26 protein-coding genes are annotated in these 26,880 nt (G+C 59.6%); 15 read left to right on the forward strand and 11 right to left on the reverse strand.

The genetic code is table 11. The features are described 5' to 3' along the window. Positions 1 to 91: 91 nt before the first annotated feature. From galM to modE, 6 genes are all read right to left on the reverse strand, one after another. Positions 92 to 1,132 carry a galactose-1-epimerase gene (gene galM / locus C3406_RS02260; protein ID WP_103823547.1) on the reverse strand — a complete coding sequence of 347 codons (1,041 nt, stop codon included), beginning with the start codon at positions 1,130 to 1,132 and terminating at the stop codon, positions 92 to 94. Continuing rightward, positions 1,126 to 2,274 carry a galactokinase gene (galK, locus tag C3406_RS02265; protein WP_103823546.1) on the reverse strand — a complete coding sequence of 383 codons (1,149 nt, stop codon included), beginning with the start codon at positions 2,272 to 2,274 and terminating at the stop codon, positions 1,126 to 1,128. The genes galM and galK overlap by 7 nt, the downstream gene beginning before the upstream one ends. A 2-nt stretch (positions 2,275 to 2,276) precedes the next feature. Further along, positions 2,277 to 3,323, reverse strand: a complete 1,047-nt coding sequence (gene galT / locus C3406_RS02270) for a galactose-1-phosphate uridylyltransferase (protein WP_103823545.1) — start codon at positions 3,321 to 3,323, stop codon at positions 2,277 to 2,279. 9 nt (positions 3,324 to 3,332) lie between these two features. Further along, on the reverse strand, positions 3,333 to 4,349 hold the full coding sequence (gene galE, locus C3406_RS02275) for a UDP-glucose 4-epimerase GalE (protein ID WP_103823544.1): 1,017 nt from the start codon (positions 4,347 to 4,349) through the stop codon (positions 3,333 to 3,335). Positions 4,350 to 4,555: 206 nt separating this feature from the next. Then, positions 4,556 to 6,025: a molybdate ABC transporter ATP-binding protein ModF gene (modF, locus tag C3406_RS02280; RefSeq protein WP_103823543.1), complete on the reverse strand. Its 1,470-nt coding sequence runs from the start codon at positions 6,023 to 6,025 to the stop codon at positions 4,556 to 4,558. Positions 6,026 to 6,093: 68 nt separating this feature from the next. Continuing rightward, positions 6,094 to 6,882, reverse strand: a complete 789-nt coding sequence (modE, locus tag C3406_RS02285; protein ID WP_103823542.1) for a molybdenum-dependent transcriptional regulator — start codon at positions 6,880 to 6,882, stop codon at positions 6,094 to 6,096. A gap of 128 nt (positions 6,883 to 7,010) precedes the next feature. Here modE and C3406_RS02290 point away from each other — a divergent pair, with 128 nt between their 5' ends. From C3406_RS02290 to modC, 4 genes are all read left to right on the forward strand, one after another. Continuing rightward, on the forward strand, positions 7,011 to 7,160 hold the full coding sequence (locus tag C3406_RS02290; protein ID WP_103178743.1) for an AcrZ family multidrug efflux pump-associated protein: 150 nt from the start codon (positions 7,011 to 7,013) through the stop codon (positions 7,158 to 7,160). A 179-nt stretch (positions 7,161 to 7,339) separates the two neighbouring features. Then, on the forward strand, positions 7,340 to 8,116 hold the full coding sequence (gene modA, locus C3406_RS02295; protein ID WP_103823541.1) for a molybdate ABC transporter substrate-binding protein: 777 nt from the start codon (positions 7,340 to 7,342) through the stop codon (positions 8,114 to 8,116). Continuing rightward, positions 8,113 to 8,802 carry a molybdate ABC transporter permease subunit gene (modB, locus tag C3406_RS02300; RefSeq protein ID WP_103823540.1) on the forward strand — a complete coding sequence of 230 codons (690 nt, stop codon included), beginning with the start codon at positions 8,113 to 8,115 and terminating at the stop codon, positions 8,800 to 8,802. Before modA ends, modB begins: the two co-directional genes overlap by 4 nt. Positions 8,803 to 8,804: 2 nt before the next feature. Then, positions 8,805 to 9,863: a molybdenum ABC transporter ATP-binding protein ModC gene (gene modC / locus C3406_RS02305; RefSeq protein WP_103823539.1), complete on the forward strand. Its 1,059-nt coding sequence runs from the start codon at positions 8,805 to 8,807 to the stop codon at positions 9,861 to 9,863. On the opposite strand, the gene C3406_RS02310 is transcribed toward modC, so the two are convergent. After that, complete coding sequence (locus tag C3406_RS02310) at positions 9,864 to 10,682, reverse strand: pyridoxal phosphatase (RefSeq protein WP_103823538.1); 819 nt, start codon at positions 10,680 to 10,682, stop codon at positions 9,864 to 9,866. Between the two features lie 153 nt (positions 10,683 to 10,835). On the opposite strand from C3406_RS02310, the gene pgl reads away from it, so the two are divergent. Both pgl and tisB read left to right on the forward strand, forming a co-directional pair. Further along, the gene (gene pgl / locus C3406_RS02315) at positions 10,836 to 11,831 is read left to right on the forward strand and encodes a 6-phosphogluconolactonase (protein ID WP_103823537.1); all 996 of its coding nucleotides are present in this window, start codon (positions 10,836 to 10,838) and stop codon (positions 11,829 to 11,831) included. 440 nt (positions 11,832 to 12,271) lie between these two features. Next, complete coding sequence (gene tisB / locus C3406_RS02320; RefSeq protein ID WP_103178749.1) at positions 12,272 to 12,361, forward strand: type I toxin-antitoxin system toxin TisB; 90 nt, start codon at positions 12,272 to 12,274, stop codon at positions 12,359 to 12,361. A 52-nt stretch (positions 12,362 to 12,413) separates the two neighbouring features. Here tisB and C3406_RS02325 read toward each other — a convergent pair whose 3' ends face one another. Then, positions 12,414 to 13,697 (reverse strand): putative acyl-CoA thioester hydrolase, encoded by a 1,284-nt coding sequence (locus C3406_RS02325; protein ID WP_103823536.1) that lies wholly within the window; start codon positions 13,695 to 13,697, stop codon positions 12,414 to 12,416. A 223-nt stretch (positions 13,698 to 13,920) separates the two neighbouring features. On the opposite strand from C3406_RS02325, the gene hutI reads away from it, so the two are divergent. The 5 genes from hutI (at position 13,921) to hutH (ending at position 20,188) form a co-directional block, all read left to right on the forward strand. After that, entirely contained in the window at positions 13,921 to 15,144 is a 1,224-nt protein-coding gene (hutI, locus tag C3406_RS02330; RefSeq protein WP_103823535.1) for an imidazolonepropionase, read from the forward strand. Beyond that, complete coding sequence (gene hutG / locus C3406_RS02335; RefSeq protein WP_103823534.1) at positions 15,141 to 16,079, forward strand: formimidoylglutamase; 939 nt, start codon at positions 15,141 to 15,143, stop codon at positions 16,077 to 16,079. The genes hutI and hutG overlap by 4 nt, the downstream gene beginning before the upstream one ends. A 44-nt stretch (positions 16,080 to 16,123) precedes the next feature. Further along, entirely contained in the window at positions 16,124 to 16,858 is a 735-nt protein-coding gene (locus C3406_RS02340; RefSeq protein WP_103178753.1) for a histidine utilization repressor, read from the forward strand. 124 nt (positions 16,859 to 16,982) lie between these two features. Then, complete coding sequence (hutU, locus tag C3406_RS02345; RefSeq protein ID WP_103823533.1) at positions 16,983 to 18,668, forward strand: urocanate hydratase; 1,686 nt, start codon at positions 16,983 to 16,985, stop codon at positions 18,666 to 18,668. Beyond that, complete coding sequence (hutH, locus tag C3406_RS02350) at positions 18,668 to 20,188, forward strand: histidine ammonia-lyase (RefSeq protein ID WP_103823532.1); 1,521 nt, start codon at positions 18,668 to 18,670, stop codon at positions 20,186 to 20,188. The genes hutU and hutH overlap by 1 nt, the downstream gene beginning before the upstream one ends. A 67-nt stretch (positions 20,189 to 20,255) precedes the next feature. On the opposite strand, the gene C3406_RS02355 is transcribed toward hutH, so the two are convergent. Both C3406_RS02355 and bioA read right to left on the reverse strand, forming a co-directional pair. Beyond that, complete coding sequence (locus C3406_RS02355) at positions 20,256 to 20,732, reverse strand: kinase inhibitor (protein ID WP_103823531.1); 477 nt, start codon at positions 20,730 to 20,732, stop codon at positions 20,256 to 20,258. A gap of 44 nt (positions 20,733 to 20,776) precedes the next feature. Further along, positions 20,777 to 22,066, reverse strand: coding sequence for an adenosylmethionine--8-amino-7-oxononanoate transaminase (gene bioA, locus C3406_RS02360; RefSeq protein WP_476629922.1), 1,290 nt, complete (start codon positions 22,064 to 22,066; stop codon positions 20,777 to 20,779). Between the two features lie 87 nt (positions 22,067 to 22,153). Between bioA and bioB the strand changes: the two genes are divergently transcribed. From bioB to bioD, 4 genes are read left to right on the forward strand one after another with little or no spacing between them, the layout of a single operon-like run. Continuing rightward, entirely contained in the window at positions 22,154 to 23,194 is a 1,041-nt protein-coding gene (gene bioB, locus C3406_RS02365) for a biotin synthase BioB (protein ID WP_103823529.1), read from the forward strand. Then, positions 23,191 to 24,348: an 8-amino-7-oxononanoate synthase gene (gene bioF / locus C3406_RS02370; RefSeq protein WP_103823528.1), complete on the forward strand. Its 1,158-nt coding sequence runs from the start codon at positions 23,191 to 23,193 to the stop codon at positions 24,346 to 24,348. The genes bioB and bioF overlap by 4 nt, the downstream gene beginning before the upstream one ends. After that, the gene (bioC, locus tag C3406_RS02375) at positions 24,332 to 25,087 is read left to right on the forward strand and encodes a malonyl-ACP O-methyltransferase BioC (protein ID WP_103823527.1); all 756 of its coding nucleotides are present in this window, start codon (positions 24,332 to 24,334) and stop codon (positions 25,085 to 25,087) included. The genes bioF and bioC overlap by 17 nt, the downstream gene beginning before the upstream one ends. Then, on the forward strand, positions 25,080 to 25,784 hold the full coding sequence (gene bioD / locus C3406_RS02380) for a dethiobiotin synthase (protein ID WP_199182730.1): 705 nt from the start codon (positions 25,080 to 25,082) through the stop codon (positions 25,782 to 25,784). Before bioC ends, bioD begins: the two co-directional genes overlap by 8 nt. On the opposite strand, the gene C3406_RS02385 is transcribed toward bioD, so the two are convergent. Then, complete coding sequence (locus tag C3406_RS02385) at positions 25,744 to 26,448, reverse strand: ABC transporter ATP-binding protein (RefSeq protein ID WP_103823525.1); 705 nt, start codon at positions 26,446 to 26,448, stop codon at positions 25,744 to 25,746. The genes bioD and C3406_RS02385 overlap by 41 nt on opposite strands. Positions 26,449 to 26,880: the final 432 nt, after the last annotated feature.

Here is a 26,880-nt window from a genome sequence, read left to right on the forward strand (position 1 = left end):
GCTTGTGAATGAGGGGTTGTGATTTTGTCCGTAACTGGCGCTATTTTCAGCAAGATGGATAAAAAAAGCCCTCCGGCAGGAGGGCTCGTTTTTATTGCGCAATAAAGTGATATTCGGTGACGCTGATGTATTCTTCGCCCGGGCGCAGTATGCAGTCAGGCTGCGGCCATTCCCCGTGATTCGGGCTGTCGGGTAAGAACTCGCTCTCCAGCGCCAGACCTTGCCAGGCCCGGTATTCTCCATCTTCGCGCGCCGGGGTACCCTCGAGGAAGTTGCCGGAATAGAATTGCAGTGCAGGGGCGGTGGTATAGACCGTCATCTGTAGCTTTTCATCGGCAGACCAGAGATGCGCCGCGGGCTGGTTCAGATCGCCCTGGGCATCAAGCAGGAAAGCATGATCGTAACCGTTCACCTTGCGCTGGTGTTCATCCGCCAGGAAATCCTGGCTGATGGCTTTGGTGGTGCGGAAATCAAAGCTGGTACCGGCAACGTCTTTTAATCCTTCCTGCGGGATCCCCATCTCATCCACAGGCAGATAGCGTTGCGCCAGCAGTTGCAGGCGGTGCTGGCGCACGTCGCTGCAGCTGCCGTCGAGGTTGAAATAAGCGTGGTTGGTCAGGTTGACCGGACAGGGCTTATCCACGGTGGCGCGATACTCAATGGCGATACGGTTATCATCCGTTAAGCGGTAACGTACACTCGCCGCACAGTTACCCGGAAAACCTTGATCACCGTCCGGCGAGTCGAGCGCCAGCAGCGCTTCGGCATCGTTCTGCTGCATAATGCGCCAGCGACGTTTATCAAATCCATCCGGGCCGCCGTGCAGCTGGTTTTCGCCCTGGCTTGGCAGCAGGTCATAGCGCACGCCGTCCAGTTCAAAGCGGCTTTTGGCGATACGGTTGGCATAACGGCCTACCGAGGCGCCCAGGAAGGCCGTTTGCTCCACATACTGCTCAGGCGAGGCACAGCCGAGCAGGGTTTCGCGGACGCTGCCGTCGGTCATCGGGACGCGGGCGGAGAGCAGCGTCGCACCCCAGTCCATCAGCGTGACGACCATCCCTGCTTCGTTGCGCAGGGTGATCAGGCGATACGGCAGGCCGTCAGGGGCGAGAACAGGTGTTTCGTTTAGCACTGGCCAGCTCCTTGTGATGCATTACAAACATAGAAAGTCTCTTTGATACCGGTTTTGGCTTCATACTGTTGTTCCACGGCTTGCTGAACAACCGGCACCAGTTCCTCCGGTACCAGCGCTACCACGCAGCCGCCGAAGCCGCCGCCGGTCATACGCACACCGCCTTGATCGCCAATGGCGGATTTCACAATCTCAACCAGGGTGTCGATCTGTGGGACGGTGATTTCGAAGTCGTCACGCATAGAGGCATGCGACTCGGCCATCAGCTCACCCATCCGTTGCAGATCGCCTTTCTCCAGCGCAGCTGCTGCTTCTACGGTACGGGCGTTTTCGGTCAGGACGTGACGAACGCGTTTTGCTACTACCGGGTCCAGCTCGTGGGCCACTTTATTAAACTCGTTGAGCGAGACATCACGCAGTGCAGACTGCTGGAAGAAGCGTGCGCCAGTTTCACACTGCTCACGACGGGTGTTGTACTCGCTGCCCACCAGGGTGCGTTTGAAATTACTGTTGATGATGATCACCGCCGCGCCTTTCGGCAGGCTGACCGCTTTGGTGCCCAGCGAGCGGCAGTCGATCAGTAACGCGTGGCCTTTTTTGCCCAGCGCCGAGATCAGCTGATCCATGATGCCGCAGTTACAGCCGACGAACTGGTTCTCTGCTTCCTGGCCATTAAGGGCGATCTGCGCGCCATCCAGCGGCAGGTGATAGAGCTGCTGGAAGACGGTGCCGACGGCCACTTCCAGTGAGGCAGAGGAGCTCAGGCCTGCACCCTGTGGGACGTTGCCGCTGATCACCAGATCCGCGCCGCCAAACTCTTTGTTACGTTTTTGCAGATGCTTCACCACGCCGCGGACGTAGTTAGACCACTGCTGGCTGTCATGGGCAACAATCGGCTCATCCAGCGAAAATTCATCGATCTGGTTGTCATAATCCGCTGCCATCACGCGCACCTTGCGGTCGTCGCGTTTCGCGCAGCTGATCACCGTCTGGTAATCAATGGCGCAGGGCAGGACAAAACCGTCGTTGTAGTCGGTGTGTTCGCCGATGAGGTTAACGCGGCCTGGCGCCTGGATTGCGTGAGTGGCGGGATAACCAAATTTTTCAGCAAACAGGGCGTGGGTTTTATCTTTCAGACTCATTGTTATTCTCCGGATTCGCGAAAATGGACATCACTCACTGCACGCAGACGCTCTGCGGCCTGCTCCGCCGTCAGGTCACGCTGGGTTTCTGCCAGCATCTCGTAGCCGACCATAAACTTACGTACGGTGGCGGAGCGCAGCAGCGGCGGATAGAAGTGGGCGTGCAGCTGCCAGTGTTGATTCTCTTCGCCGTTAAAGGGCGCCCCGTGCCAGCCCATGGAATAGGGGAAGGAGCACTGGAACAGATTGTCATAGCGGCTGGTCAGTTTTTTCAGCGCCAGCGCCAGATCGCTGCGCTGGGCGTCGCTCAGATCGGTTAACCGCAGAACGTGGGCTTTCGGCAGCAGCAGGGTCTCGAATGGCCATGCCGCCCAGTATGGCACCACCGCTAGCCAGTGTTCGGTTTCCACGACGGTGCGGCTGCCATCAGCCAGCTCGCGCTGAACATAGTCCAGCAGCATGGGCGACTGTTGCTCAGCGTAATAGGCTTTTTGCAACCGATCTTCCCGCTCCACTTCGTTAGGCATGAAGCTGTTGGCCCACACCTGGCCGTGGGGATGCGGGTTGGAGCAGCCCATCGCCGCGCCTTTGTTCTCGAAGACCTGCACCCAGGGATAGGTCTGTCCCAGTTCGGCGGTCTGCTCCTGCCAGGTTTTCACCACTTCGGTCAGCGCCTCGACGCTCAGCTCCGGCAGGGTTTTGCTGTGATCCGGCGAGAAGCAGATCACCCGGCTGGTGCCGCGCGCGCTTTCGCAGCGCAGGAGCGGATCGTCACTCTGTGGGGCGTCCGGCGTGTCGGTCATCAGGGCGGCAAAGTCGTTGGTAAAGACGAAGGTGCCTTTGTAGTCCGGGTTGATATCGCCGGTGACGCGGGTATTCCCCGGACAGAGGAAACAGTCCGGATCGTGCTGGGGCAGCGTCTCGCTGGACGGTGTCTCCTGCGCGCCCTGCCAGGGGCGTTTGGCGCGATGCGGAGAGACCAGAATCCACTGCCCGGTTAATGGATTAAAACGACGATGCGGGTGATCGACGGGGTTAAATTGGGTCATGACAGGTCCTTAGTCCGGATAGCCCTGGGGGTGGCGAGACTGCCAGCGCCAGGTATCCTGTGCCATTTCGTCAAGCGTGCGGGAGACACGCCAGTTAAGCTCTTTATCCGCCTTCGATGCATCGGCCCAGTAGGCGGGCAGATCGCCCTCGCGACGCGGGGCAAAGTGATAGCTCACCGGTTTGCCGCAGGCGGCGCTGAAGGCATTCACCACATCCAGCACGCTGCTGCCGACGCCTGCGCCGAGGTTGTAAATGTGAACGCCCGGTTTATCGGCCAGCTGCTGCATGGCGGCGACGTGGCCGTCAGCGAGATCCATCACGTGAATGTAGTCGCGAACGCCGGTGCCGTCCGGGGTGGGGTAGTCGTTGCCGAACACCGCCAGCGAGTCACGACGGCCTACCGCAACCTGGGCGATATAGGGCATCAGGTTGTTAGGAATACCCTGCGGATCTTCACCCATGTCGCCGGATGGGTGTGCGCCCACCGGGTTGAAATAACGCAGCAGGGCAATGCTCCACTCCGGCTGTGCTTTTTGCAGGTCGGTCAGGATCTGTTCCACCATCAGCTTGCTCTTGCCGTACGGGCTTTGCGGCGTACCGGTCGGGAAGCTTTCAACATAAGGGATTTGCGGCTGGTCACCGTAGACGGTGGCGGAAGAACTGAAGATCAGGTTTTTGACGCCCGCCGCGCGCATGGCAGAGACCAGACGCAGCGTGCCGTTTACGTTGTTGTCGTAATATTCCAGCGGCTTCGCCACGGACTCGCCCACCGCTTTCAGGCCAGCAAAGTGGATCACCGTATCAATGGCGTGATCGTGGAGGATCTCAGTCATCAGCGCTTCGTTACGAATATCGCCTTCGACAAAAGCAGGCTGCTTACCGGCCAGGCGCTCCATAACCGGCAGCACGCTGCGTTTACTGTTGCACAGGTTATCAAGGATGATGACGTCATGGCCATTTTGCAGCAGTTGCACACAGGTATGACTTCCTATGTAACCGCTACCACCTGTTACCAGAACTCGCATATTTCGCTCCATTAGGCTTATGGTATGAGATAATCCTAGCATAACAGAGAGCAGGAAAGTGTGACATGGGATAAAATAGTGGAATCGTTTACACTGCACAAAACGCAGCTGCTCTCCGGCTAAAAAAGGATTGTAGATCAAAGCGCTTGGGGTGGGATGTTGCAGGTTGTCCGAAAAAGAGCGGGGGCGTGGCCCCCGTCAGGATGTCAGATGCGGCCAACCTGGTAGCGATAGCCGTCGCCGTCGGCGACAAATTCCAGGCGGTGGGTGATACAGGCGGGTGCGTCTTCGGCATGGTGAGAAACAAACAGCAGCTGCGTTTCACCTTCGTTAATCAGGACATCAACAAAACGGCGAATAAGCTGGCGGTTCAGGGGATCCAGCCCCTGCAGCGGCTCGTCGAGGATCAGCAGCGTCGGGTGTTTCACCAGCGCGCGCACAATCAGCGCCAGCCGCTGCTGTCCCCAGGAGAGGCTGCTGAACGGCGCATCCGCCACCCGGTTATCCATCCCCAGAATATCCAGCCACTGCTGCGCCAGCTTGTGCTGCCGGTCAGACACCGCCTGATAAATCCCGATGGAGTCGAAATAACCGGACAGGATGACGTTGCGCACCGTGGTGCTGACGCGATAATCGAGGTGCAGGCTGCTGCTGACGTAGCCGATATGTTTTTTGATATCCCAGATGGTTTCGCCGCTGCCGCGACGGCGGCCAAAGAGGGTGAGATCGTTGCTGTAGCCCTGGGGGTGATCGCCGGTAATGAGGCTCAGCAGGGTCGATTTACCGGCGCCGTTAGGGCCGACAATCTGCCAGTGCTCGCCGGGATTTACCGTCCAGCTTAACTGGTTGAGGATCGGACGATCGTTATAGGAGACCACGCCGTTATTCAGCACAATCCGCGCTTCGCCTTCCGGCAAACCGTGACGCGCAGACGGGGCATCCGGTTCGGGCAGGGTGACCCCGTTCAGTTTTTCACTGTGCGCAAGCTGGGCAATCAAGGCCTGGTTAAGCAGGGTCGCTTTATCCCCCACCGCCGTCAGGATGCAGTCGGCCAGCACCCCCGCGTTTTGCACAAAATCGGGTATCTCGTCAAAACGGTTCAGCACCAGCACCAAGGTATAGCCCTGCTGATTAAGCGAGGCCAGCAGATCCGCCAGCTGGCTGCGGGATTGCACGTCGAGGCCGTCAAAAGGTTCATCCAGGATCAGCAGGTCGGGGTCGGCCATCAGGGCCTGGCACAGTAATGTTTTGCGGGTTTCGCCGGTAGAGAGGTATTTAAAGCGTCGGTCCAGCAGGTGAGCGATGCCGAACTGTTCCGCCAGCTGGCGGCAACGGGCCTCATCTTTAATTTCGTCCTGAATGATTTCGGCGGCCGTTCGGCCAGTATCGTCTTCATCGGGGCTGAGCATATCGGTGTTGTTACGCTGCCACTCGTCGCTGACCAGTTTCTGCAGTTGCTCGAAGGAGAGGCGGGTCACGCGGGTGAAACTGCTCTGGCGTTCGCCCTTCAACAGCGTCAGCTCGCCAGCCAGGGCGCGGGCGAGGGCAGATTTGCCGCTGCCGTTACTGCCCACAAAAGCCCAGCTTTCACCACCATTCAACGTAAAATCAGCGAGGGTGAGCGTACGCGTGTCGTTAAGACGAAACGTGCCTTGCGAAATTTGCAATGATGACATGATTTATCCCATTTTTTGCAGCAATAAGCATCAGGGATAACCTACTGTCGGCACACATGTCAATGCGCTTAGCACAACGTGGCGATAATCACCCGGTCGGCATTAAAATATGCGGTCGCCTCAGCACCTTCTTCTAAATCCTGGCTCTGGGCCGCAGGTACGGTGGCGCAGAGCGTCTGACCGTCGGGCAGGGTCATCAGCACTTCACACTGCTCGTCGCCACGGTCGATATGGTTGATAACTCCCTGTAGCTGGTTATCCGCCTGTTTTGCCGTTTCCCTGTCCAGCGTGATGCTGACCCAGGGCGCTTTCAACAGCACCAGCACCTCTTTGCCCTCATCCAGCCCCAGCCGCTTGCCGCTCTGGGCCGTAATGGCGACTTTCAGGCGGGTGGTGCCGTCGGCGAGCAAAATATCGACATGCTGCTGCACCTGGTCATCATCGCGGGCGGTGACCGTGCCAAACCACTGGTTACGGGCGCTGGTTTGCAAAGAGAAACGCGAGATGGCGCCGAGCAGGCTGTCCAGCGGCAGGGCGTCGTCATCGCTTAAGACATCGAAGGCCTTTTGCTGAATCTGCGCCAGCAGGTCATAGAGCTGGATCAGCCGCTGCCCGTAGCGTGTCAGGATGGCACCGCCGCCGCCTTTGCCGCCGGTGGCGCGATCGACCAGGGTCTGTTCGCTCAGGGTGTTCATCTCGTTGATGGCATCCCACGCGCTTTTATAGCTAATTCCGGCGTTTTTTGCCCCCTGGCTGATGGAGCCGGTTTGCTCAATTTGCTTGAGCAGGGCAATGCGGCGGGGATCGGCGAACAGTTTTTGCGAAAGACGTAGGGTGAGGAGAATTTCGGCCTGCATAACAATGTCCTGGCAAAAGGGTTATTGTGACGTAATTCGTTACCGGCGCAAACTGTACCGCACAAAAGGGGATGTAATTCTCGCTTTTCCGGTTAGAATAAGGCAATTCACATTGTCTGGAGAAAGCCATGTTAGAGTTGCTGAAAAGTCTGGTATTCGCCGTGATCATGGTACCAGTGGTGATGGCTATCATCCTCGGTGCCATCTACGGCCTGGGTGAGGTGTTCAACATCTTTTCCAATGTCGGCCACAGAAAACAGCCGAAAAAACAGCATTAATTCCCTTTAAAAACGCCCGGTTCCGCCGGGCGTTTTGCTCTCAAGTTTCCCCCTTCCTCGCCGATACTATTTTTAGTACAAAATTGATCTACTCCCCGATCGGTACGATTTAACGCTGGGCAAACCTGACGGTTATCGTTATATTTCGATTTATATAACGGTCTTTGCAGGAGCTTTAAATGAAACGTACATGGTCAGGATTTGTTACCGGCGTGACGCTGACACTCACGCTGGCCAGCCAGGCGCTGGCAGACGAAGGCAAGATCACCGTCTTTGCCGCCGCATCGCTGACGAACGCAATGCAGGATATTGCCGCGGTGTATAAAAAAGAGAAAAACGTCGACGTGGTGTCGTCATTTGCCTCTTCGTCCACCCTGGCGCGACAGATTGAAGCAGGCGCGCCTGCCGATCTCTTTATCTCGGCCGATCAAAAGTGGATGGATTACGCCGTCGATAAAAAAGCGGTTGATGCAGCGAGCCGTGTCACCCTGCTCGGCAACAGCCTGGTTGTGGTGGCGCCTAAAGCCAGCACTCAGAGCGAGGTGAGTATCAACAAGGAGACAAACTGGACCAGCCTGCTGAAAGGGGGGCGTCTGGCGGTGGGCGATCCGGAACACGTTCCGGCAGGCATTTATGCCAAAGAGGCGCTGCAAAAACTGGGTGCCTGGGAGACGCTGGCACCTCAACTGGCACCGGCAGAAGATGTGCGTGGCGCACTGGCGCTGGTGGCGCGCAATGAAGCGCCGCTTGGGATCGTCTACGGTTCCGATGCGGTTGCTGAAAAAGGGGTGAAAGTGGTGGGTACGTTCCCTGAAGACTCGCATAAGAAAGTGGAATATCCTGTGGCCATCATTGATGGACATAAAAACGCAACCGTCAGCGCCTTTTACGATTATCTGAAGGGGCCGCAGGCGTCTGCCATCTTTAAACGTTACGGATTTACGACGCACGAATGATATTGACCGATCCCGAATGGCAGGCCGTGCTGCTGAGCCTGAAAGTCTCTTCCCTCGCGGTTGCATTGAGTTTGCCCTTTGGGGTCTTTTTCGCCTGGTTACTGGTTCGCTGTCAGTTTCCGGGCAAAGCGCTTCTCGACAGTATTTTGCACCTGCCTCTGGTGCTGCCGCCGGTGGTGGTGGGGTATCTGCTGCTGATTGCCATGGGGCGGCGCGGTTTTATCGGCGAACGCCTGTATGAGTGGTTTGGCATCAGCTTTGCCTTCAGCTGGCGCGGTGCCGTGCTGGCGGCGGCGGTGATGTCATTCCCGCTGATGGTGCGGGCGATACGCCTGGCGCTTGAAGGGGTCGATCTTAAACTTGAACAGGCGGCCCGTACCCTCGGTGCCGGACGCTGGCGCGTCTTTTTCACCATCACGCTTCCCCTGACGCTGCCAGGCATTATTGTCGGCACGGTGCTGGCGTTTGCCCGCTCGCTGGGGGAATTTGGCGCCACCATCACTTTTGTTTCCAACATTCCGGGCGAAACACGCACTCTCCCGTCGGCCATGTATACCTTGATCCAGACCCCGGGTGGCGAGGGGGCTGCGGCGCGGTTGTGCCTGATCTCCATTGTGCTGGCGCTGGTGTCGCTGCTGGTGTCGGAGTGGCTGTCGCGCATCAGCCGTGAACGGATGGGAAAATAATCATGCTGGAACTCAATTTTACCCAGACGCTGGGCGATCACTGCCTGACTCTCAACGAAACCCTGCCTGCCAGCGGCATTACCGCCATTTTTGGTGTCTCCGGCGCGGGCAAAACGTCGCTAATCAACGCGATCAGCGGGTTGACACGACCTCAGACGGGGCGGATCGTACTCAACGATCGGGTGCTGAACGATGTCGAAAAGCGTATTTTTCTCGCGCCAGAAAAGCGCCGGATTGGTTATGTCTTCCAGGACGCCAGGCTTTTTCCCCATTACAAAGTGCTGGGTAACCTGCGTTACGGCATGGCGAAAAGCATGGCCGGGCAGTTCGATAAGCTGGTGGCTTTGCTGGGCATTGAGCACCTGCTTGACCGGCTGCCGTCGTCGCTGTCGGGCGGGGAAAAGCAACGCGTGGCGATAGGCCGGGCGCTGCTCACCGCCCCGGAACTGCTGCTGCTGGACGAACCCCTGGCCTCCCTCGATATCCCGCGCAAGCGCGAGCTGCTGCCTTATCTGCAGCGCCTGGCCCGCGAAATCAACATCCCAATGCTCTATGTGAGCCATTCGCTGGATGAGATCCTGCATCTGGCCGATAAGGTACTGGTGCTGGAAAATGGCAGCGTGAAAGCGTTCGGTAATCTGGAAGAGGTGTGGGGGAGCAGCGTAATGCATCCCTGGCTGCCGCAGGAGCAGCAGAGCAGTATTCTGAAGGTGAGCGTGCTGGAACACCATCCGCACTATGCCATGACCGCCCTGGCTATCGGGGATCAGCATGTCTGGGTCAACAAGCTGGATAAACCGCTGCAAACCAACCTGCGCATTCGCATTCAGGCGTCCGATGTCTCGCTGGTACTCCAGCCGCCGCTACAGAGCAGCATCCGTAATATTTTGCGCGCCAAAGTCGCCCAGTGTTACGACGATAACGGCCAGGTGGAAGTGCAGCTGGAGATTGGCAGCCGCACGCTGTGGGCCCGCATCAGCCCGTGGGCCAGGGATGAACTGGGGATCAAACCTGGCCTCTGGCTTTACGCGCAGATCAAGAGCGTCTCCATCACCACCTGATCACAGCAGACGGGTATAGATAAATTCGGCGATGCTGTTGGTGGTGTTATCGCCGATCACCACATTCGCGCGCGCTTTGACGGCGTCGTCCGCATTCCCCATCGCCACCCCGGTACCAGCCGCTTCCAGCATGCTGATGTCATTGTAGTTATCGCCAAAGGCAATGACGTCCTTCATAGAGCCGCCGATGGATTCCACATACTCCGTCAGGCGTTTCCCCTTGCTGTTGCCTTTACGGGCGATATCCACCTGATCGTGCCATGACCATTCGCACTCCAGCCCCAGCGTCTGCTCGACCTGTGAGGCAAAGTCGTTAAGTTTGCCTGTGTCCTCACCGGTCAGGGCAAATTTCCAGATCGCGTTGACCTCACGGGCGGCCTGGGCGAGGGACGGTACCTGCGTAAACACCGGGCGCTGCGCTTCCGGCAGCGCCTGTGCCCAGTTGCTGGTGCGAATCACGTGGCCGGTAGGACGCTCGTACATCATCGCCTCGTCGACATACATCAGGCCGTGAATGGCATGTTCATCGAGCAGTTCAATCAGTTGCAGCGCCTGAGGGACAGGCAGCGGATCGGACTGCAGAACCTTTTTTGCTTGATAATCATACAAATAGGTTCCATTACAACAAATTGCAGGTGTATCTAACGCCAGTGCCTGATAAAAAGGATGAATAGCAACGTGATGCCGACCCGTAACGATGAGGAGTTGATATCCTACCTCCTGGGCACGCTTCAGTGCTTCAAGCGAAGAGGGGAGCAGGGTTTTTTGCGGCGTTAACAGCGTACCGTCTAAATCCAGTGCAATCACACGCGAGGTCATTTGATATTCCGGGTTAATGTTGAAAGGAGGGGATGCGCAGATGGTACACCGTGCAACTAACGCTGCAAAATTCCTGGTTAAAATTCAGCATTCACCGTTAAAAACGACTATCCTGGTACATTACTTTTACGCGCAGTGAGGAAAGGAGCATTCATGAAACAAACCGTTTATACCGCCAGTCCTGAAAGCCAGCAGATCCATGTCTGGCGTCTGAATCCCGAAGGTTCGCTCACCCTGGTTCAGGTTGTCGATGTTCCCGGCCAGGTTCAGCCGATGGTGATCAGCCCGGATAAACGTTTCCTGTATGTGGGTGTTCGCCCGGAATTCCGCGTGCTCGCGTACCGTATCTCGCCTGAAGATGGCGCTCTGACATACACGGCCGAAGCCGCGCTGCCGGGCAGCCCGACGCATATCTCCACCGATCTGCAGGGACGCTTCATTTTTAGCGGCTCCTACAATGCTGGCTGCGTCAGCGTAACCCGTCTGGATGACGGTATTCCTGGTGAAACCTTTGAGGTGATTGAAGGGCTGGAAGGGTGCCACTCGGCGAACATCTCCCCGGATAACCGCACCCTGTGGGTACCGGCGCTGAAGCAGGATCGTATCTGCCTGTTTACGCTGGGCGATGACGGCAAGCTGACCGCGCAGAACCCGGCGGAAGTGACTACTGTTGAAGGGGCCGGTCCGCGTCATATGGCCTTCCATCCGAATCAGCAGTACGCCTACGTGGTGAACGAGCTGAACTGCTCGGTGGACGTCTGGGCCCTGCGCGATCCGCACGGTAAGATTGAGTGTGTGCAAACCCTGGACATGATGCCGTCTGATTTCACCGATACCCGCTGGGGGGCAGATATCCATATCACGCCTGATGGCCGTCACCTCTATACCTGCGACCGTACCTCCAGCCTGATCACCGTGTTCAGTGTTTCGGAAGATGGTAGCGTGCTGGCTATCGAAGGCTTCCAGCCAACCGAAACGCAGCCGCGCGGCTTCAACGTCGATCACAGCGGTAAATTCCTGATTGCGGCGGGGCAAAAATCGCACCATATCGCGCTGTATGAGATTCAGGGCGAGCAGGGTCTGCTGGAAGAGAAGGGACGTTACGCCGTCGGCCAGGGGCCAATGTGGGTGGTGGTGAACGCGCACTAAAACGGATGAAACAAAAAAACCTCGCGAATGCGAGGTTTTTTTATGCCCGGTGGTAGCCGGGTGAGCACATCAACATAAACCAACCGCCTTATATTAGCGTCGTGCTGACCCTTTGCACAACGTCAGTTGCTTAATCCTGAAAGAGTGACTTGTAGTGATATTTACTTAATGCTTTGAATAATATTGTTTTTAGTCTCGCTCCTTTATAAATTCCTATTTGATGAAAGACTGTTTAAATATCCAGTCTCGTCTGCTTATAATCAGAACTGTTGGTGTGGATGTGTGGCAGTCCGCAATCTGGGATCACTTTTAAGTCCTGGCTGGCGGGTGGTGCTGTCAGTGCCTTAACTGCGGAGCACATCAACATAAACCAACGCCCACTGGCGACAGGCAGCGGAAAGGTAAGTCAGTGGAAGTGCTCCTGACCCAAGGAGTGGCGTATGAGCATGATGGGATGGATAATTCTGTTCCTGCAACTCATGGTTGCAGTTCTGCAACTGCTGGATGCGTATCTTAAAACTGGTGCCTGACGTTTTCAGCCGCAGCATTAAGGGGGAGTTGCTCCCCCTTTTTGCTAAACGTTTACTGCTTCGGCTCTGCGATCACTTTACTTCCCACGCCGCGGTTGTTGTATTCCCACATGCGGTTGAAGTTAGCGTCGTTGAGGTTACGCTGCACGTTGCCTTTTTCATCCACCGCACCGGTATTACCCGCATACGGACGCTGAGAGATGGCGGCGTTGCCCCACGGTTTAGCCATGTTAAAGCCTTCGTTGATCACGCTGTCACGGATCACCACCTGACCGTTAGTGGCGGAATCGACATCCAGGGAGCGGCCGAGCTGCGCCACGCCGTCGCCCATCGCGGTAAAGCGGCTGTTCACTGCCAGGAAGCCGTAGAACAGATTGGACTGCGTCGCAGGGGCGAAGACATAGCCTTCCTGCTGGGTACGGGTGTTCATGACGCGGAAATCGGTGTTATCAAACACCACGGCACCGCGACCAGAAACCATATCCACATCCCCTTCAATGTAGCTGTTGGTCACCAGCGTACGGGTGATACGGTTGTTTTTCAGGGTGTTGTCAACGCCGCTGTTAGTGACGAAGAAGGTGTTCTGGCGACCCAGAATGTTCACCTTGTCAATCTGCACCTGATCGCCATCGCTGCGCAGGGCCACCGCCTGGTGGTTACCGGCATCCACGCTGTCACCCAGATTGTTTTCAATCGTCAGGTTCTGCAGCTGCAGGCCGTTGTTCTGCGACCAGAAGACCGCGGAACACATCAGGCCAACGGTGGCGCTGTGCTTGCTCTGGCAACGGTCGAACATATACCAGGCCGGTTTGCCCGGCATGTATTTACCACCCGGGTTAACCAGACGACGCCAGGTTGCAGTGTCGATCTCGGAGTCGATCGCCAGACCAATTTTGACATCAATCGGTTTTTCACCCGTACCGTAGAGCGTCACGCTCCCCGGCGCAGCAGGCACATAGACGGTACCTTCGTATTCGCCCGGTAAAATGGCGATGTACTGACGGGAGCTGCTGTGCTTAGCAATGGCAGCATCGACTGCCGCCTGGATGGAGGTGTGCGTCACGCCCTGGGTTCCCGCCGGGCCAACCACAAAGTTCGGCTGCTCAGGCAGGCGGATGGCATAAGGACTCCACGGCGCCGCGTTCGGATCCATGGCCGTAAAGTAGCGAGCCTGCTGGAAGTTTTTCGCTTCGTCAGCGGAAAGGATCGGGCGGGAAGCCGTGCCCGGCGCAGCCTGCTCTGATGGCAGTTGATCCGGCGGGGTAGAGCTGCACGCCGATAACGTCACGCCAAATGCGAGTGCCAGCGCCAGACGAGAAATCCTGGAAATGTTCAAGGGAAGCTCCTGCAAAACATATCAATAGGGGGACAACTGAAATAGCCTGCTTTTTTATACTAAGTTGAGCGAAACGGGAAGAATAAAAGGCAAAAAGTTGCTTTTTCTTCCCGTGGTTAGCGGGGAAGTTGTCACAAATAAATAACAATCTCGGTAAAGGCGATTGACAGGGCGACAGGAATGAAAATAAATGTCTATACAACCCATGACAAGCGGAAGCCCGATGCTGCAACTTCATCCTGATGATCTGATCTGGCGTAACCTGCGCCTCGCGACCTTGGATCCCGACCACAACACTCCCTATGGCCTGCTGGAAAACCGGGCATTGATTGTGCGCGGTGAGACCATCCTGGCCATCGTGCCGGAATCAGACCTGCCGGAGGATCTGCCCAACACCATCAATTTACAGGGGCAGCTGGTGACGCCGGGCCTGATCGATTGCCACACGCATCTGGTGTTTGGCGGCGATCGTGCCGCTGAATGGGAGCAGCGACTCAACGGGGTCTCTTATCAGACCATCAGCGCTCAGGGCGGCGGCATTAACGCCACGGTCACTGCCACCCGGGAGAGCACGCCTGAGCAGCTCGAACAGCTCGCGCAGGAGCGCTTGCAGCGCTTAATGCGCGAGGGCGTCACCACCCTTGAGATTAAGTCGGGTTACGGCCTGGATGACGAATCCGAAGAGAAGATGCTGCGCGTGGCCCGGCGTCTTGCACAGACCAACCCGGTAGAGATCAGCCCGACGCTACTGGCGGCGCACGCCGTGCCGAAGGCGTATCGCCACGATCCGGATGCCTACATCGACCATGTTTGTCAGCATATGCTGCCTGCACTGTGGGAAAAAGGACTCTTCGAAGCTGTCGATGTCTTCTGCGAAAATGTCGGGTTTACGCCTGAACAGAGCGAGCGAGTGTTCCAGGCGGCGCAGACGCTGGGCATCCCCATTAAAGGCCACGTTGAGCAGCTCTCCAATCTCGGCGGTACTGCGCTGGTCAGCCGATATCGCGGACTCTCCGCCGATCATATTGAATATCTCGACGAGGCTGGTGTCGACGCGATGGCGCAGAGCGGCACCGTGGCGGTCTTACTCCCCGGCGCATTTTACTTTTTACAGGAGCGCCAGCGCCCGCCGGTTGCGCTGTTACGCCAGCGGGGGATACCGATGGCGGTCGCCACGGACTACAACCCGGGCACCAGTCCGTTCGCCAGCCTGCACCTGGCGATGAACATGGCCTGCGTCCAGTTTGGCTTAACCCCGGAAGAGGCGTGGGCAGGTGTCACCCGGCATGCCGCGAAGGCGCTGGGCCGCGGTGAGACCCACGGCCAGTTGAAGGCCGGGTTTGTCGCCGATCTGGCCATCTGGGATGCGAAAAACCCGGTGGAGATGGTCTATGAGCCGGGTCGTAACCCGCTTTATCAGCGCGTATTCAGAGGAAAAACAGTATGAGCCTGTGGCAGCCGGTTTCACCGGACGTCTGGCAAGGACGTGACGACAGCAGCGAGGCCAGCAATGCGCTGCGCCTGTTCCAGACAGTGCAACTTAGCGACACGCCAACGCCGACCGGTGACGGTATCGCCCTGATTGGCTTCGCCTGTGACGAAGGGGTCAGACGCAATCAGGGACGCCCCGGCGCCGCACAGGCGCCGGATGTGTTACGCCGTGCGCTGGCGAACATGGCGAGCCATCAGGGGCACGATCGGCTGATGGATATGGGTAATGTTGGCGTAGAGGACAATGCGCTGGAGGCGGCCCAGCAGGCCCTGAGCGAGACGGTCACCGCCTGCCAACAGGCGGGCATGCGCACCCTGGTTTTTGGCGGCGGACACGAAACCGCCTGGGGCCATGGTCGCGGCGTGCTGGATGCCTTTCCCGGCGAGCGGGTGGCGATCGTCAACCTCGATGCCCATCTCGATCTGCGAAACGCCAGTCAGGCGACCTCCGGCACGCCGTTCCGCCAGCTGGCCCGGTACTGCGCCGCGCAGCAGCGTGAGTTTCACTATGCCTGTCTGGGTGTCAGCCGGGCGGCCAATACCCAGGCGCTGTGGGATGAGGCTGCGCGCCTGAACGTTACGCTGGTGGAGGATCTCGATTTCCGGCAGCAGGCGCTGGACGCGCTCACAACGCTTCTTGAACAGGCAGACCGTGTCTACCTGACTATCGATCTCGACGTGATGCCTGCCGGGGAGATGCCCGCAGTATCGGCCCCCGCCGCGCTGGGGGTTCCCGCCCGGGATCTGCTCCCGGTCATCGAGCAGATCTGTCGCAGCGGCAAACTGCAGGCGGCCGATCTGGTTGAGTTCAGTCCCGGCTTCGATTGCGACGGCCAGGGGGCGAAGCTCGCCGCACGGCTGGCGTGGCAAATCGCTCACTGGTGGGCATAAAGCTTGTATATACTCGATTTTTTATGACGGCTTAAGGAATTGCTATGTTCTCTCGCGCCCCGCAGCAGCAGGCCAGTGCGCCAGCCCCTTTCTATGAAAAGGTCAAGCAGGCGATCAGCCATCAGATCGCCACCGGCGTCTGGCGTCCCCACGATCGCATCCCGTCCGAGGCGGAGCTGGTGGCCCAGTTCGGCTTTAGCCGGATGACCATCAACCGCGCGCTGCGGGAGCTGACCGATGAAGGGCTGCTGGTGCGTTTGCAGGGGGTCGGCACCTTTGTCGCCGAGCCAAAAGGGCAGTCAGCGCTGTTTGAGATCCGCAGCATTGCCGATGAGATCGCCTCCCGCAACCATCAGCACCGGTGTGAAGTGCAGTTCCTCGAAGAGACGCAGGCCAGCGCTGCCCAGGCGGTGGCATTGAACGTCAAAGAGGGATCGCGCATCTTTCACTCCCTGATGTTGCACTATGAAAACGACGTTCCGGTGCAGATAGAGGATCGCTGCGTCAATGCCGCGCTGGTGCCGGACTACCTCCAGCAGGACTACACCACCACCACGCCCCATGCTTATCTGTCGCGGGTTGCGCCGCTGACGGAAGGGGAGCATATCGTCGAGGCGGTGCGGGCCACGCCGAAGGAGTGCGAGCTGCTGCGCATCAAGGAGCACGATCCCTGCCTGCTGATCCACCGCCGCACCTGGTCAGCCTCCCACATCGTCTCCCATGCCCGGCTGTTGTTCCCCGGCAACCGCTACCGGCTGCAGGGCCATTTCATGTCATAAGCCAAAAGCGTGATTGCTGACGCAATATGACAAAAATGTATCTTAATTGTTAAAACCGGTCTTGTGTGCACTTGTCTATACAAGTATATCTTACTGTATATTCTGTCCCAATGAGGAGCACACAATGTCGTCAGGTAAGTTTCGCCAGCAAGAGATCCGCGCCCCACGTGGCACCAGGCTGACTGCCAAAAGCTGGCTCACCGAAGCCCCGCTGCGCATGTTAATGAATAACCTCGATCCCGACGTGGCGGAGAATCCTCACGAGCTGGTGGTCTATGGCGGGATTGGCCGCGCCGCGCGCAACTGGGCGTGCTATGACGCCATTGTCGCCGCGCTTACCGAACTGGAAAGCGACGAAACCCTGCTGGTGCAGTCCGGCAAACCGGTCGGGGTGTTCAAAACCCACAAAAACGCCCCTCGGGTGCTGATCGCCAACTCCAACCTGGTGCCGCACTGGGCCACCTGGGAACACTTCAACGAGCTGGATGCGAAAGGGCTGGCGATGTATGGCCAGATGACCGCCGGCAGCTGGATCTACATTGGCAGCCAGGGCATCGTCCAGGGCACTTACGAGACCTTTGTCGAAGCGGGCCGTCAGCACTATAACGGCTCCCTGAAAGGCCGCTGGGTGCTCACCGCGGGCTTAGGCGGCATGGGCGGCGCACAGCCGCTGGCGGCAACGCTGGCAGGGGCCTGTTCCCTGAACATTGAGTGCCAGCAGAGCCGCATCGATTTCCGTCTGCGGACTCGCTACGTTGATGAGCAGGCCGAAACGCTTGACGACGCCCTGGCGCGCATCCAGAAATATACCGCCGAGGGACGGGCCGTCTCCATTGCCCTGTGCGGCAACGCCGCCGACATCGTACCGGAACTGGTGGCGCGCGGCGTGCGCCCGGACCTGGTCACCGACCAGACCAGCGCCCACGATCCGCTGCACGGCTACCTGCCAAAAGGCTGGAGCTGGGAAGAGTACCAGCAGAAAGCGCAGCAGGATCCAGAAGGCACTGTACTGGCGGCGAAGCGTTCCATGGCTGACCACGTTAACGCGATGCTGGCCTTCAGCCAGCAGGACGTACCGACTTTCGATTACGGCAACAACATCCGCCAGATGGCAAAAGAGATGGGCGTGACCAACGCCTTCGACTTCCCGGGCTTTGTCCCGGCCTATATCCGTCCGCTGTTCTGCCGCGGGATTGGCCCGTTCCGCTGGGTAGCCCTTTCCGGCGACCCGGAGGATATCTACAAAACCGACGCCAAAGTGAAAGAGATCATCCCCGATGATGCGCACCTCCATCACTGGCTGGACATGGCCCGCGAGCGCATCAACTTCCAGGGGCTGCCGGCGCGGATCTGCTGGGTTGGGCTGGAGTGGCGCCAGAAGCTGGGCCTGGCCTTCAACGAAATGGTGCGCAGCGGTGAAGTCTCCGCGCCTATCGTCATTGGTCGCGACCACCTCGATTCCGGCTCGGTTGCCAGCCCGAATCGCGAAACCGAAGCGATGCAGGACGGCTCCGACGCGGTCTCCGACTGGCCGTTGCTGAACGCGCTGCTCAACACCGCCAGCGGCGCCACCTGGGTTTCGCTGCACCACGGCGGCGGGGTGGGCATGGGCTTCTCCCAGCATGCCGGGATGGTGATCGTCTGCGACGGCACTGATGAAGCCGCGGCCCGTATTGCCCGCGTCCTGCACAACGATCCGGCGACAGGTGTTATGCGCCATGCCGATGCCGGGTATGACATTGCCATCGACTGCGCGAAAGAGCAGGGACTCAACCTGCCGATGATCGCGGCCACACAAGGAAAGCACTAATGAACGCCTTAACCCTGACGCCCGGCTCCCTGACCCTGGCCCAGCTGCGCCAGATCTGGCAGCAGCCGCTCCAGCTCACGCTCGATGAGGCGGCCCATAAGGCGATTAACGACAGCGTCGCCTGCGTGGAAGCCATTGTCGCCGAAGGGCGCACCGCCTACGGCATCAACACCGGGTTTGGCCTGCTGGCGCAGACGCGCATCGCCACCCACGATCTGGAAAATCTGCAACGTTCGCTGGTGCTGTCCCACGCGGCGGGCGTGGGCGACCCGCTGGATGATGACATGGTGCGCCTGATGATGGTGCTGAAGATCAACAGCCTGGCGCGCGGTTTCTCCGGCATCCGCCTGAGCGTGATTGAAGCGCTGATTGCCATGGTCAATGCGGGCGTCTACCCGTGGATCCCGGCCAAAGGCTCGGTGGGGGCATCTGGCGATCTGGCGCCGCTGGCACATATGTCTCTGACCCTGCTCGGCGAAGGCAAAGCCCGCTACCGTGGCGAATGGCTCCCGGCCGCCACCGCCCTGCAAAAAGCGGGGCTGGCCCCGGTGACGCTGGCGGCAAAAGAGGGGCTGGCCCTGCTGAACGGCACCCAGGCCTCCACCGCCTTTGCCCTGCGCGGCCTGTTTGAAGCCGAAGATCTCTTTGCCTCGGCGGTGGTCTGCGGGGCGCTGACCACCGAAGCGGTGCTCGGCTCCCGTCGTCCATTTGATGCCCGTATCCACGAGGTGCGCGGCCAGCGCGGGCAGATCGACGCCGCAGCGCTGTTCCGCTACGTTCTGACCGACACCAGCGCCATTGCCGAGTCGCATCACAACTGCGACAAGGTGCAGGATCCCTACTCCCTGCGCTGTCAGCCGCAGGTGATGGGCGCCTGCCTGACGCAGATGCGCCAGGCGGCAGAGGTGCTGCTGGTGGAATCCAATGCCGTCTCCGATAACCCGCTGGTCTTCGCGGCGGAAAGTGAGGTGGTCTCCGGCGGCAACTTCCACGCCGAACCGGTGGCGATGGCGGCGGATAATCTGGCCCTGGCGATTGCCGAGATCGGTGCGCTCTCTGAACGCCGTATTGCGCTGATGATGGATAAACATATGTCCCAGCTGCCGCCGTTCCTGGTGCGCAACGGCGGCGTGAACTCCGGCTTTATGATTGCCCAGGTCACCGCCGCGGCGCTGGCGAGCGAGAACAAGGCGCTGTCGCACCCGCACAGCGTGGACAGCCTGCCTACCTCTGCCAACCAGGAAGACCATGTCTCAATGGCTCCGGCGGCAGGTCGTCGCTTATGGGAGATGACGGGCAATACCCGTGGCGTGCTGGCGGTAGAGTGGCTGGCGGCAGCGCAGGGCTGCGATTTGCGTGATGGCCTCACCTCCAGCCCGCTGCTGGAGCAGGCGCGTCATATCCTGCGGGAGCAGGTGGCGCACTATGATGATGACCGCTTCTTCGCCCCGGATATTGATGCGGCGATGGGGCTGCTGGATAAAGGCAGTCTGGTTGGGTTGTTACCGGCCTTCCTGTAAAACATGCCCGGTGGCGCTTCGCTTACCGGGCCTACAAAAAAACCGGCCAATGTGCCGGTTTTTTTATTTAACTGTACATCGCCGTAATGGACGCGCTGCCCAGGGTATGAAAATGGACGTTAAAGCCCACCATCGCGCCGCTCGCCTCTTCATCCACCTCGATTTTTTCCACGTCCAGGGCATGCACCGTAAAGATATAGCGATGGGTTTCGCCTTTTGGCGGTGCTGCGCCGCCGTATCCCGCTTTACCAAAATCGGTGCGGGTCTCTATAGCACCCTCCGGCAGCGCCACCAGCGAGGAGCCGGAGCCCTGCGGCAGTACGCGGGTATCGGCCGGGATATTGGCGACAACCCAGTGCCACCAGCCGGAGCCGGTAGGGGCGTCCGGGTCATAACAGGTCACGACAAAGCTTTTGGTGCCTGACGGCACCTCATCCCACGCCAGATGCGGAGAGATGTTATCTCCCTCGTAACCCATACCGTTAAACACGTGGCGCAGCGGGAGTTTATCGCCGTCGCGCAGATCCTGACTGATGAGTTTCATTCTGTTCCTCCGTAATGAGCTCTGCCAGAAGTGTAACGCATAAACTAGAGCCTGAAGTGCGCAGGTTCCTGAACGGCATCTACCACCGCGGCGGTCAGCTTGCTGAGCTGGTCACGGCTGATCAGATACGGCGGCATCAGATAGATTAGTTTGCCGAACGGCCGCACCCAGACGCCGCGCGCCACAAAGAAGCGTTGCAGGGCTGCCATGTTCACCGGATGGGTCGTTTCGACGACGCCGATAGCCCCCAGCACCCGCACGTCGGCGACGAATGCTGAATCCCGCGCTGCCGCCAGCTCATTCTGCAGCTGGGCTTCAATGGTGGCCACCTGGGTCTGCCACTCGCCGCTCTCCAGCAGGGCCAGGCTCTCACTGGCGACGGCGCAGGCCAGCGGGTTACCCATAAAGGTCGGGCCGTGCATAAAGCAGCCCGCCTCGCCGTTGCTGATGGTCTCGGCCACCAGGCGGGTGGTGAGGGTGGCCGAGAGGGTCATGGTGCCGCCGGTCAGGGCTTTGCCGAGGCAGAGAATGTCCGGCGTAATCCCCGCGTGTTCGCAGGCAAACAGTTTGCCGGTGCGCCCGAAGCCGGTGGCAATCTCGTCGGCAATGAGCAGGATACCTTCCCGGTCGCACATCCTGCGGATGCGCTTCAGCCACTCGGGATGGTAGATGCGCATGCCGCCCGCACCCTGCACGATGGGCTCAAGGATCACCGCGGCAATCTCGTGGCGATGGGCCGCCATCAGGCGGGCAAAGCCCACCATGTCCATCTCATCCCACTCGCCGTCAAAGCGGCTCTGCGGCGCCGGGGCAAAGAGGTTTTCCGGTAGGTAGCCCTTCCACAGGCTGTGCATCGAGTTGTCGGGATCGCAGGCCGACATTGCCCCAAAGGTGTCGCCATGGTAGCCGTTGCGGAAGGTGAGGAACCGCTGGCGGGATTCGCCTTTGGCGTGCCAGTACTGCAGGGCCATTTTCATCGCCACCTCCACCGCCACCGAGCCGGAGTCGGCTAGGAACACGCACTCCAGCGCGTCGGGGGTCATCGCCACCAGCCGACGGCAGAGATCTACCGCGGGAGGATGGGTGATCCCGCCGAACATCACGTGCGACATGCGGTCAATCTGCGCTTTCATCGCGCTGTTCAGCCGGGGGTGATTGTAGCCGTGAATGGCCGCCCACCAGGAGGACATGCCGTCTACCAGTTGCTCGCCGCTGGCCAGCGTCAGCTCGCAGCCGTGGGCTTCCGTCACCGGATAGACCGGCAGGGGCTGGGTCATGGAGGTGTAAGGATGCCAGATATGTTGCCGATCGAAGGCGAGATCGTCCGTTGTCATAATCGACTTGTAAACCATTTTGAAAACATTTAGGTTTACAAGTATAAACCGAAACCACACTGAACTAAACCCCTTTGGAGATGCCCCATGGCTCACCAGACTCGCTGGACAATGTCGCAAGTCACTGCATTATTTGAAAAACCCCTTCTTGAACTGCTGTTTGAAGCGCAGCAGATCCACCGTCAGCACTTCGATCCGCAGCAGATTCAGGTCAGTACGCTGCTGTCGATCAAGACCGGCGCCTGCCCGGAAGACTGTAAATACTGCCCGCAAAGTGCGCGCTACAAAACCGGCCTCGAATCCGAGCGGCTGATGGAGGTGGAGCAGGTGCTGGAGTCGGCGCGTCAGGCGAAAAACGCCGGGTCAACCCGCTTCTGCATGGGCGCGGCGTGGAAAAACCCGCACGAGCGCGACATGCCTTACCTCGAACAGATGGTGCAGGGCGTTAAGGCGATGGGCCTGGAGGCCTGCATGACCCTCGGCACGCTGGACGACAGCCAGGCGCAGCGCCTGGCCTCGGCGGGGCTGGATTATTACAACCACAACCTCGACACCTCCCCGGAGTTCTACGGCAACATCATCACCACCCGTACCTACCAGGAGCGCCTGGACACGCTGGATAAAGTGCGTGAGGCGGGCATTAAGGTCTGCTCGGGTGGCATCGTGGGTCTGGGCGAAACGGTCACCGATCGCGCCGGTCTGCTGTTGCAGTTGGCGAACCTGCCGACCCCGCCGGAGAGTGTGCCGATCAACATGCTGGTGAAGGTGAAGGGCACCCCGCTGGCCGATAACGACGACGTTGACGCCTTTGATTTCATCCGCACCATTGCGGTGGCGCGGGTGATGATGCCAACCTCTTATGTGCGCCTCTCGGCAGGCCGCGAGCAGATGAACGAGCAGACCCAGGCGATGTGCTTTATGGCCGGGGCCAACTCCATCTTCTACGGCTGCAAACTGCTCACCACCCCGAACCCGGAAGAGGACAAAGATGTCCAGCTGTTCCGCAAGCTGGGGCTAAATCCGCAGCAGACCGCGGTTCTCACCGGCGATAACGAACAGCAGCACCAGCTGGAACAGCAGCTCTTCAACGCCGATACCGACCAGTTCTACAACGCGGCGACGCTATGACCTGGCAGCAACGTATTGATGCCGCCCTCGATGCCCGTCGGGCGGCAGAGGCGCTGCGCGTGCGCACCCCGGTAGAAAACGGCGCAGGCCGTTTTCTCACCTGCGACCAGCGGCGCTACTCTAATTTTTCCAGCAACGACTATCTCGGCCTGAGCCAGCATCCGGCTCTTATCCGCGCCTGGCAACAGGGGGCGGAGCAGTATGGCGTGGGCAGCGGTGGCTCCGGCCATGTCAGCGGCTATACCCGCGCGCACCGGGCGCTGGAGGAGCAGCTCGCCGACTGGCTCGGCTACCCGCGGGCGCTGCTGTTTATCTCCGGCTTTGCTGCCAATCAGGCGCTGATTGCAGCCCTGACCGGCAAGGACGATCGCATCGTGGCCGACCGTTTAAGCCACGCCTCCCTGCTGGAAGCGGCCAGTCACAGCCCGGCCCAGCTCCGGCGCTTCGCCCATAACGATGCCGCTCAGCTCGCTTCGCTGCTGGATAAACCCTGCGAGGGCCAGCAGCTGGTGGTGACCGAGGGGATCTTCAGCATGGATGGCGACAGCGCCCCGCTGGTCGATATCCATGCTGCGGCCCGCCGTAAGGGCAGCTGGCTGCTGGTGGACGATGCCCACGGCATTGGCGTCACCGGGCCAGAAGGACGCGGCAGTGCGGCACATCAGGGCGTCAAACCCGAGCTGCTGGTGGTCACCTTTGGCAAAGGCGTGGGTATCAGCGGCGCGGCGGTGCTGTGCAGCGACCCGGTGGCTGATTATCTGTTGCAGTTTGCCCGCCATCTCATCTACAGCACCAGCATGCCCCCGGCCCAGGCGGTGGCGCTGCTGGCGGCCTTTAACCTTATTCGCAGCGAGGAAGGGGAGGCACGGCGGCAACGGCTCTCGGCACTTATCAGCCAGTTCCGCGCAGGCGTGAGCGGCCTTCCGCTTGAGATCACCGCGTCGCAAAGCGCCATTCAGCCGCTGATTGTGGGCGAAAACGCGCGCGCCCTGCATCTGGCGCAGACCCTCAGAGAGAAGGGGATCTGGGTGACGGCCATTCGTCCGCCCACTGTACCGGCGGGCACGGCGCGCTTACGCCTGACCCTGACGGCGGCCCATGAAGCGGCAGACATCACCGCGTTACTGGAGGCGCTGCATGTCGCAAGTGAATAAACAGGCCATTGCCGCCGCCTTTGGCCGGGCGGCGCAGAGCTATTCCCGCCACGACGCGCTCCAGCGGCAAAGTGCTGACGGGCTGCGGACGCTGCTCGCAGAAAACACCTTCCCCAGCGTGCTGGACGCTGGCTGTGGCCCGGGCAGCAACAGCCTCGCCTGGCGCAGAAGTGGTAGCGTGGTGACGGCGATGGATCTCAGCGCCCCGATGCTGGAGGAGGCGCGCCGCAACCGGGCGGCTGACCACTACCTGCAGGCGGATATCGAAGCTATTCCGCTGGCGGATGCGCAGTTCAGCCTGGTCTGGAGCCATCTGGCGGTGCAGTGGTGCGCCAGCCTGCCGCAGGCGCTGGCGGAGCTCTGGCGCGTGGCGAAGCCCGGGGGCAGGGTGGCCTTTACCACGCTGCTGAACGGCTCCCTGCCGGAGCTGAAGCAGGCCTGGCAGGCAGTAGATACGCAGCCGCACACCAACCGCTTTCTGAGCCGGGAAGAGGTAAACAATGCCCTCGATGGCTGGCGGCACCGCTGTGCGATCCAGACCATCACGCTGCACTTTGACGATGCGCTCAGCGCCATGCACTCCCTGAAGGGGATCGGCGCCACCCATCTGCACGCCGGGCGGGCCGCCAGGCCCTTAACCCGAGGACAGCTGCAGAACCTGGCGCAGGCCTGGCCGCAGCGTGATGGCAAATACCCGCTCTCTTATCAACTTTTTCATGGGATTATCGAACGTGACTGAACGCTATTTTGTCACCGGCACCGACACCGAGGTCGGAAAAACCGTCGCCAGCACCGCCCTGCTACAGGCGGCGCGGACGCTGGGGCGCAACACCGCCGGGTATAAGCCCGTGGCCTCGGGCAGCGAAATGACCCCGGAAGGGCTGCGTAACAGCGATGCGCTTGCGCTACAGCGCAACAGCAGCGTGGCGCTCAGCTATCAGGCGGTGAACCCTTACACTTTCGCGGAGCCCACCTCGCCGCATATTGTCAGCGCCGATGAGCAGCGTCCCATCGAGTTTAGCGTGCTTTCCGCCGGGCTACGTGCGCTGGAAAGCCAGGCCGACTGGGTGCTGGTGGAAGGGGCGGGCGGCTGGTTTACGCCGCTCTCCCCGGAGCAGACCTTCGCCGACTGGGCGATCGCCGAGCGCCTGCCGGTGATCCTGGTGGTGGGGGTGAAGCTGGGCTGCATCAACCACGCCATGCTGACCGCCCAGGCAATCCGCCAGGCGGGGCTGCATTTTGCGGGCTGGGTGGCGAACGGGGTGGTGGCACCCGGCAAACGTCACGGCGAATACATGGCAACGCTGAAACGCGTACTGCCTGCACCGCTGCTGGGCGAAATCCCCTGGCTTGGCGAGCAGGCCGACACGGCGGATATTGGGCGTTATCTCTCTCTCAGCGCACTGGCGCCGTCGGCCCCATCCAGTGGGCAATAAGCGGGTCATCCAGCTCGCTGACGCGGCCCTGGGCCACGTTTCGCCCGCGGTATAGCAGGCAGAAGCGCTCCGCCACCCGGCGGATCAGCGACAGGTGCTGCTCGGCCAGCAGCACCGTTAGCCCCAGTTCGCGGTTAAACCTCAGCAGCAGCTGCGCCAGCCTGATGCTAAACAGCGGGCTGGCGCCACGGCTGGGCTCGTCGAGGATCAGCAGGCGAGGGCGAGTGACCAGCGCGTTCGCCAGTGCCAGTTGGTACTGCTGGTCGTCGTTCAGCCCTGACGCCCGCTGCTGGCGTAGCGGGTAAAGTTCCGGAAAGAACTCAAAAATTTCGCTGCTCACCGACCCGCCTACACTCCCTTTTGCCATCCGCGCGATATGCAGGTTCTCTTCTACCGTCAGCTGGGAAAAAATCCGCCTGTCCTGTGGGACAAAGCCAATTTCGGTTCCCGGAAGCCACTCACAAGGCGAGGCTCCGGCGTCATGCCAGACCATCGTACCGCTGGCGATAGGCAGCAGGCCGGCAATGCAGTTTACGAGGGTGGTTTTCCCCATTCCGGGCAGCCCGACCACCCCGGTACAGACGCCGGGCGGCAGATCGAGGTCAACGTTCCACAGGGTGTGGCGATCCCCGTAATACTGATTAACGGCACGCAGGCTCAACATGGTCTTACTCCTTTTCAGACATCAGTGTCCCCTGATACTTTGCAAGACTCTTGCCACTGGCCAAAAAATAGCGTTTAAACCGCCTTTTTTCAGATTAGGCGCAAAAATAAGCGCTGCGAGGAGAGGGGGATGCACTGCGCCGGTGCCCCGTATGATTCACCTGGTGCAGGTACTATTTTAGTTAAAATGTGAGCAATGTCTCACTGGGAGGTGAACGTTTTATTGTCATAAGATCGCCAAAATTGGGTCATAAAAATTTTTTACCGTCTCGCTGTGGGTAAAAACCGGGAATTAGCCGAGTCACGCTCCGTATGGGCTGGAGGCAGTTATCCACTATTCCTGTGGATAACCATGTGCATTAGAGTTAGAAAACGCGGGGTAAGCGAGAGAATACGCGGCCTGCGCCTGAATTGCTGCGAAACGCGTCTTTTT

Origin of the sequence: Leclercia sp. LSNIH8 (assembly GCF_002920195.1) — a bacterium.
Taxonomy (GTDB): Bacteria; Pseudomonadota; Gammaproteobacteria; order Enterobacterales; family Enterobacteriaceae; genus Enterobacter.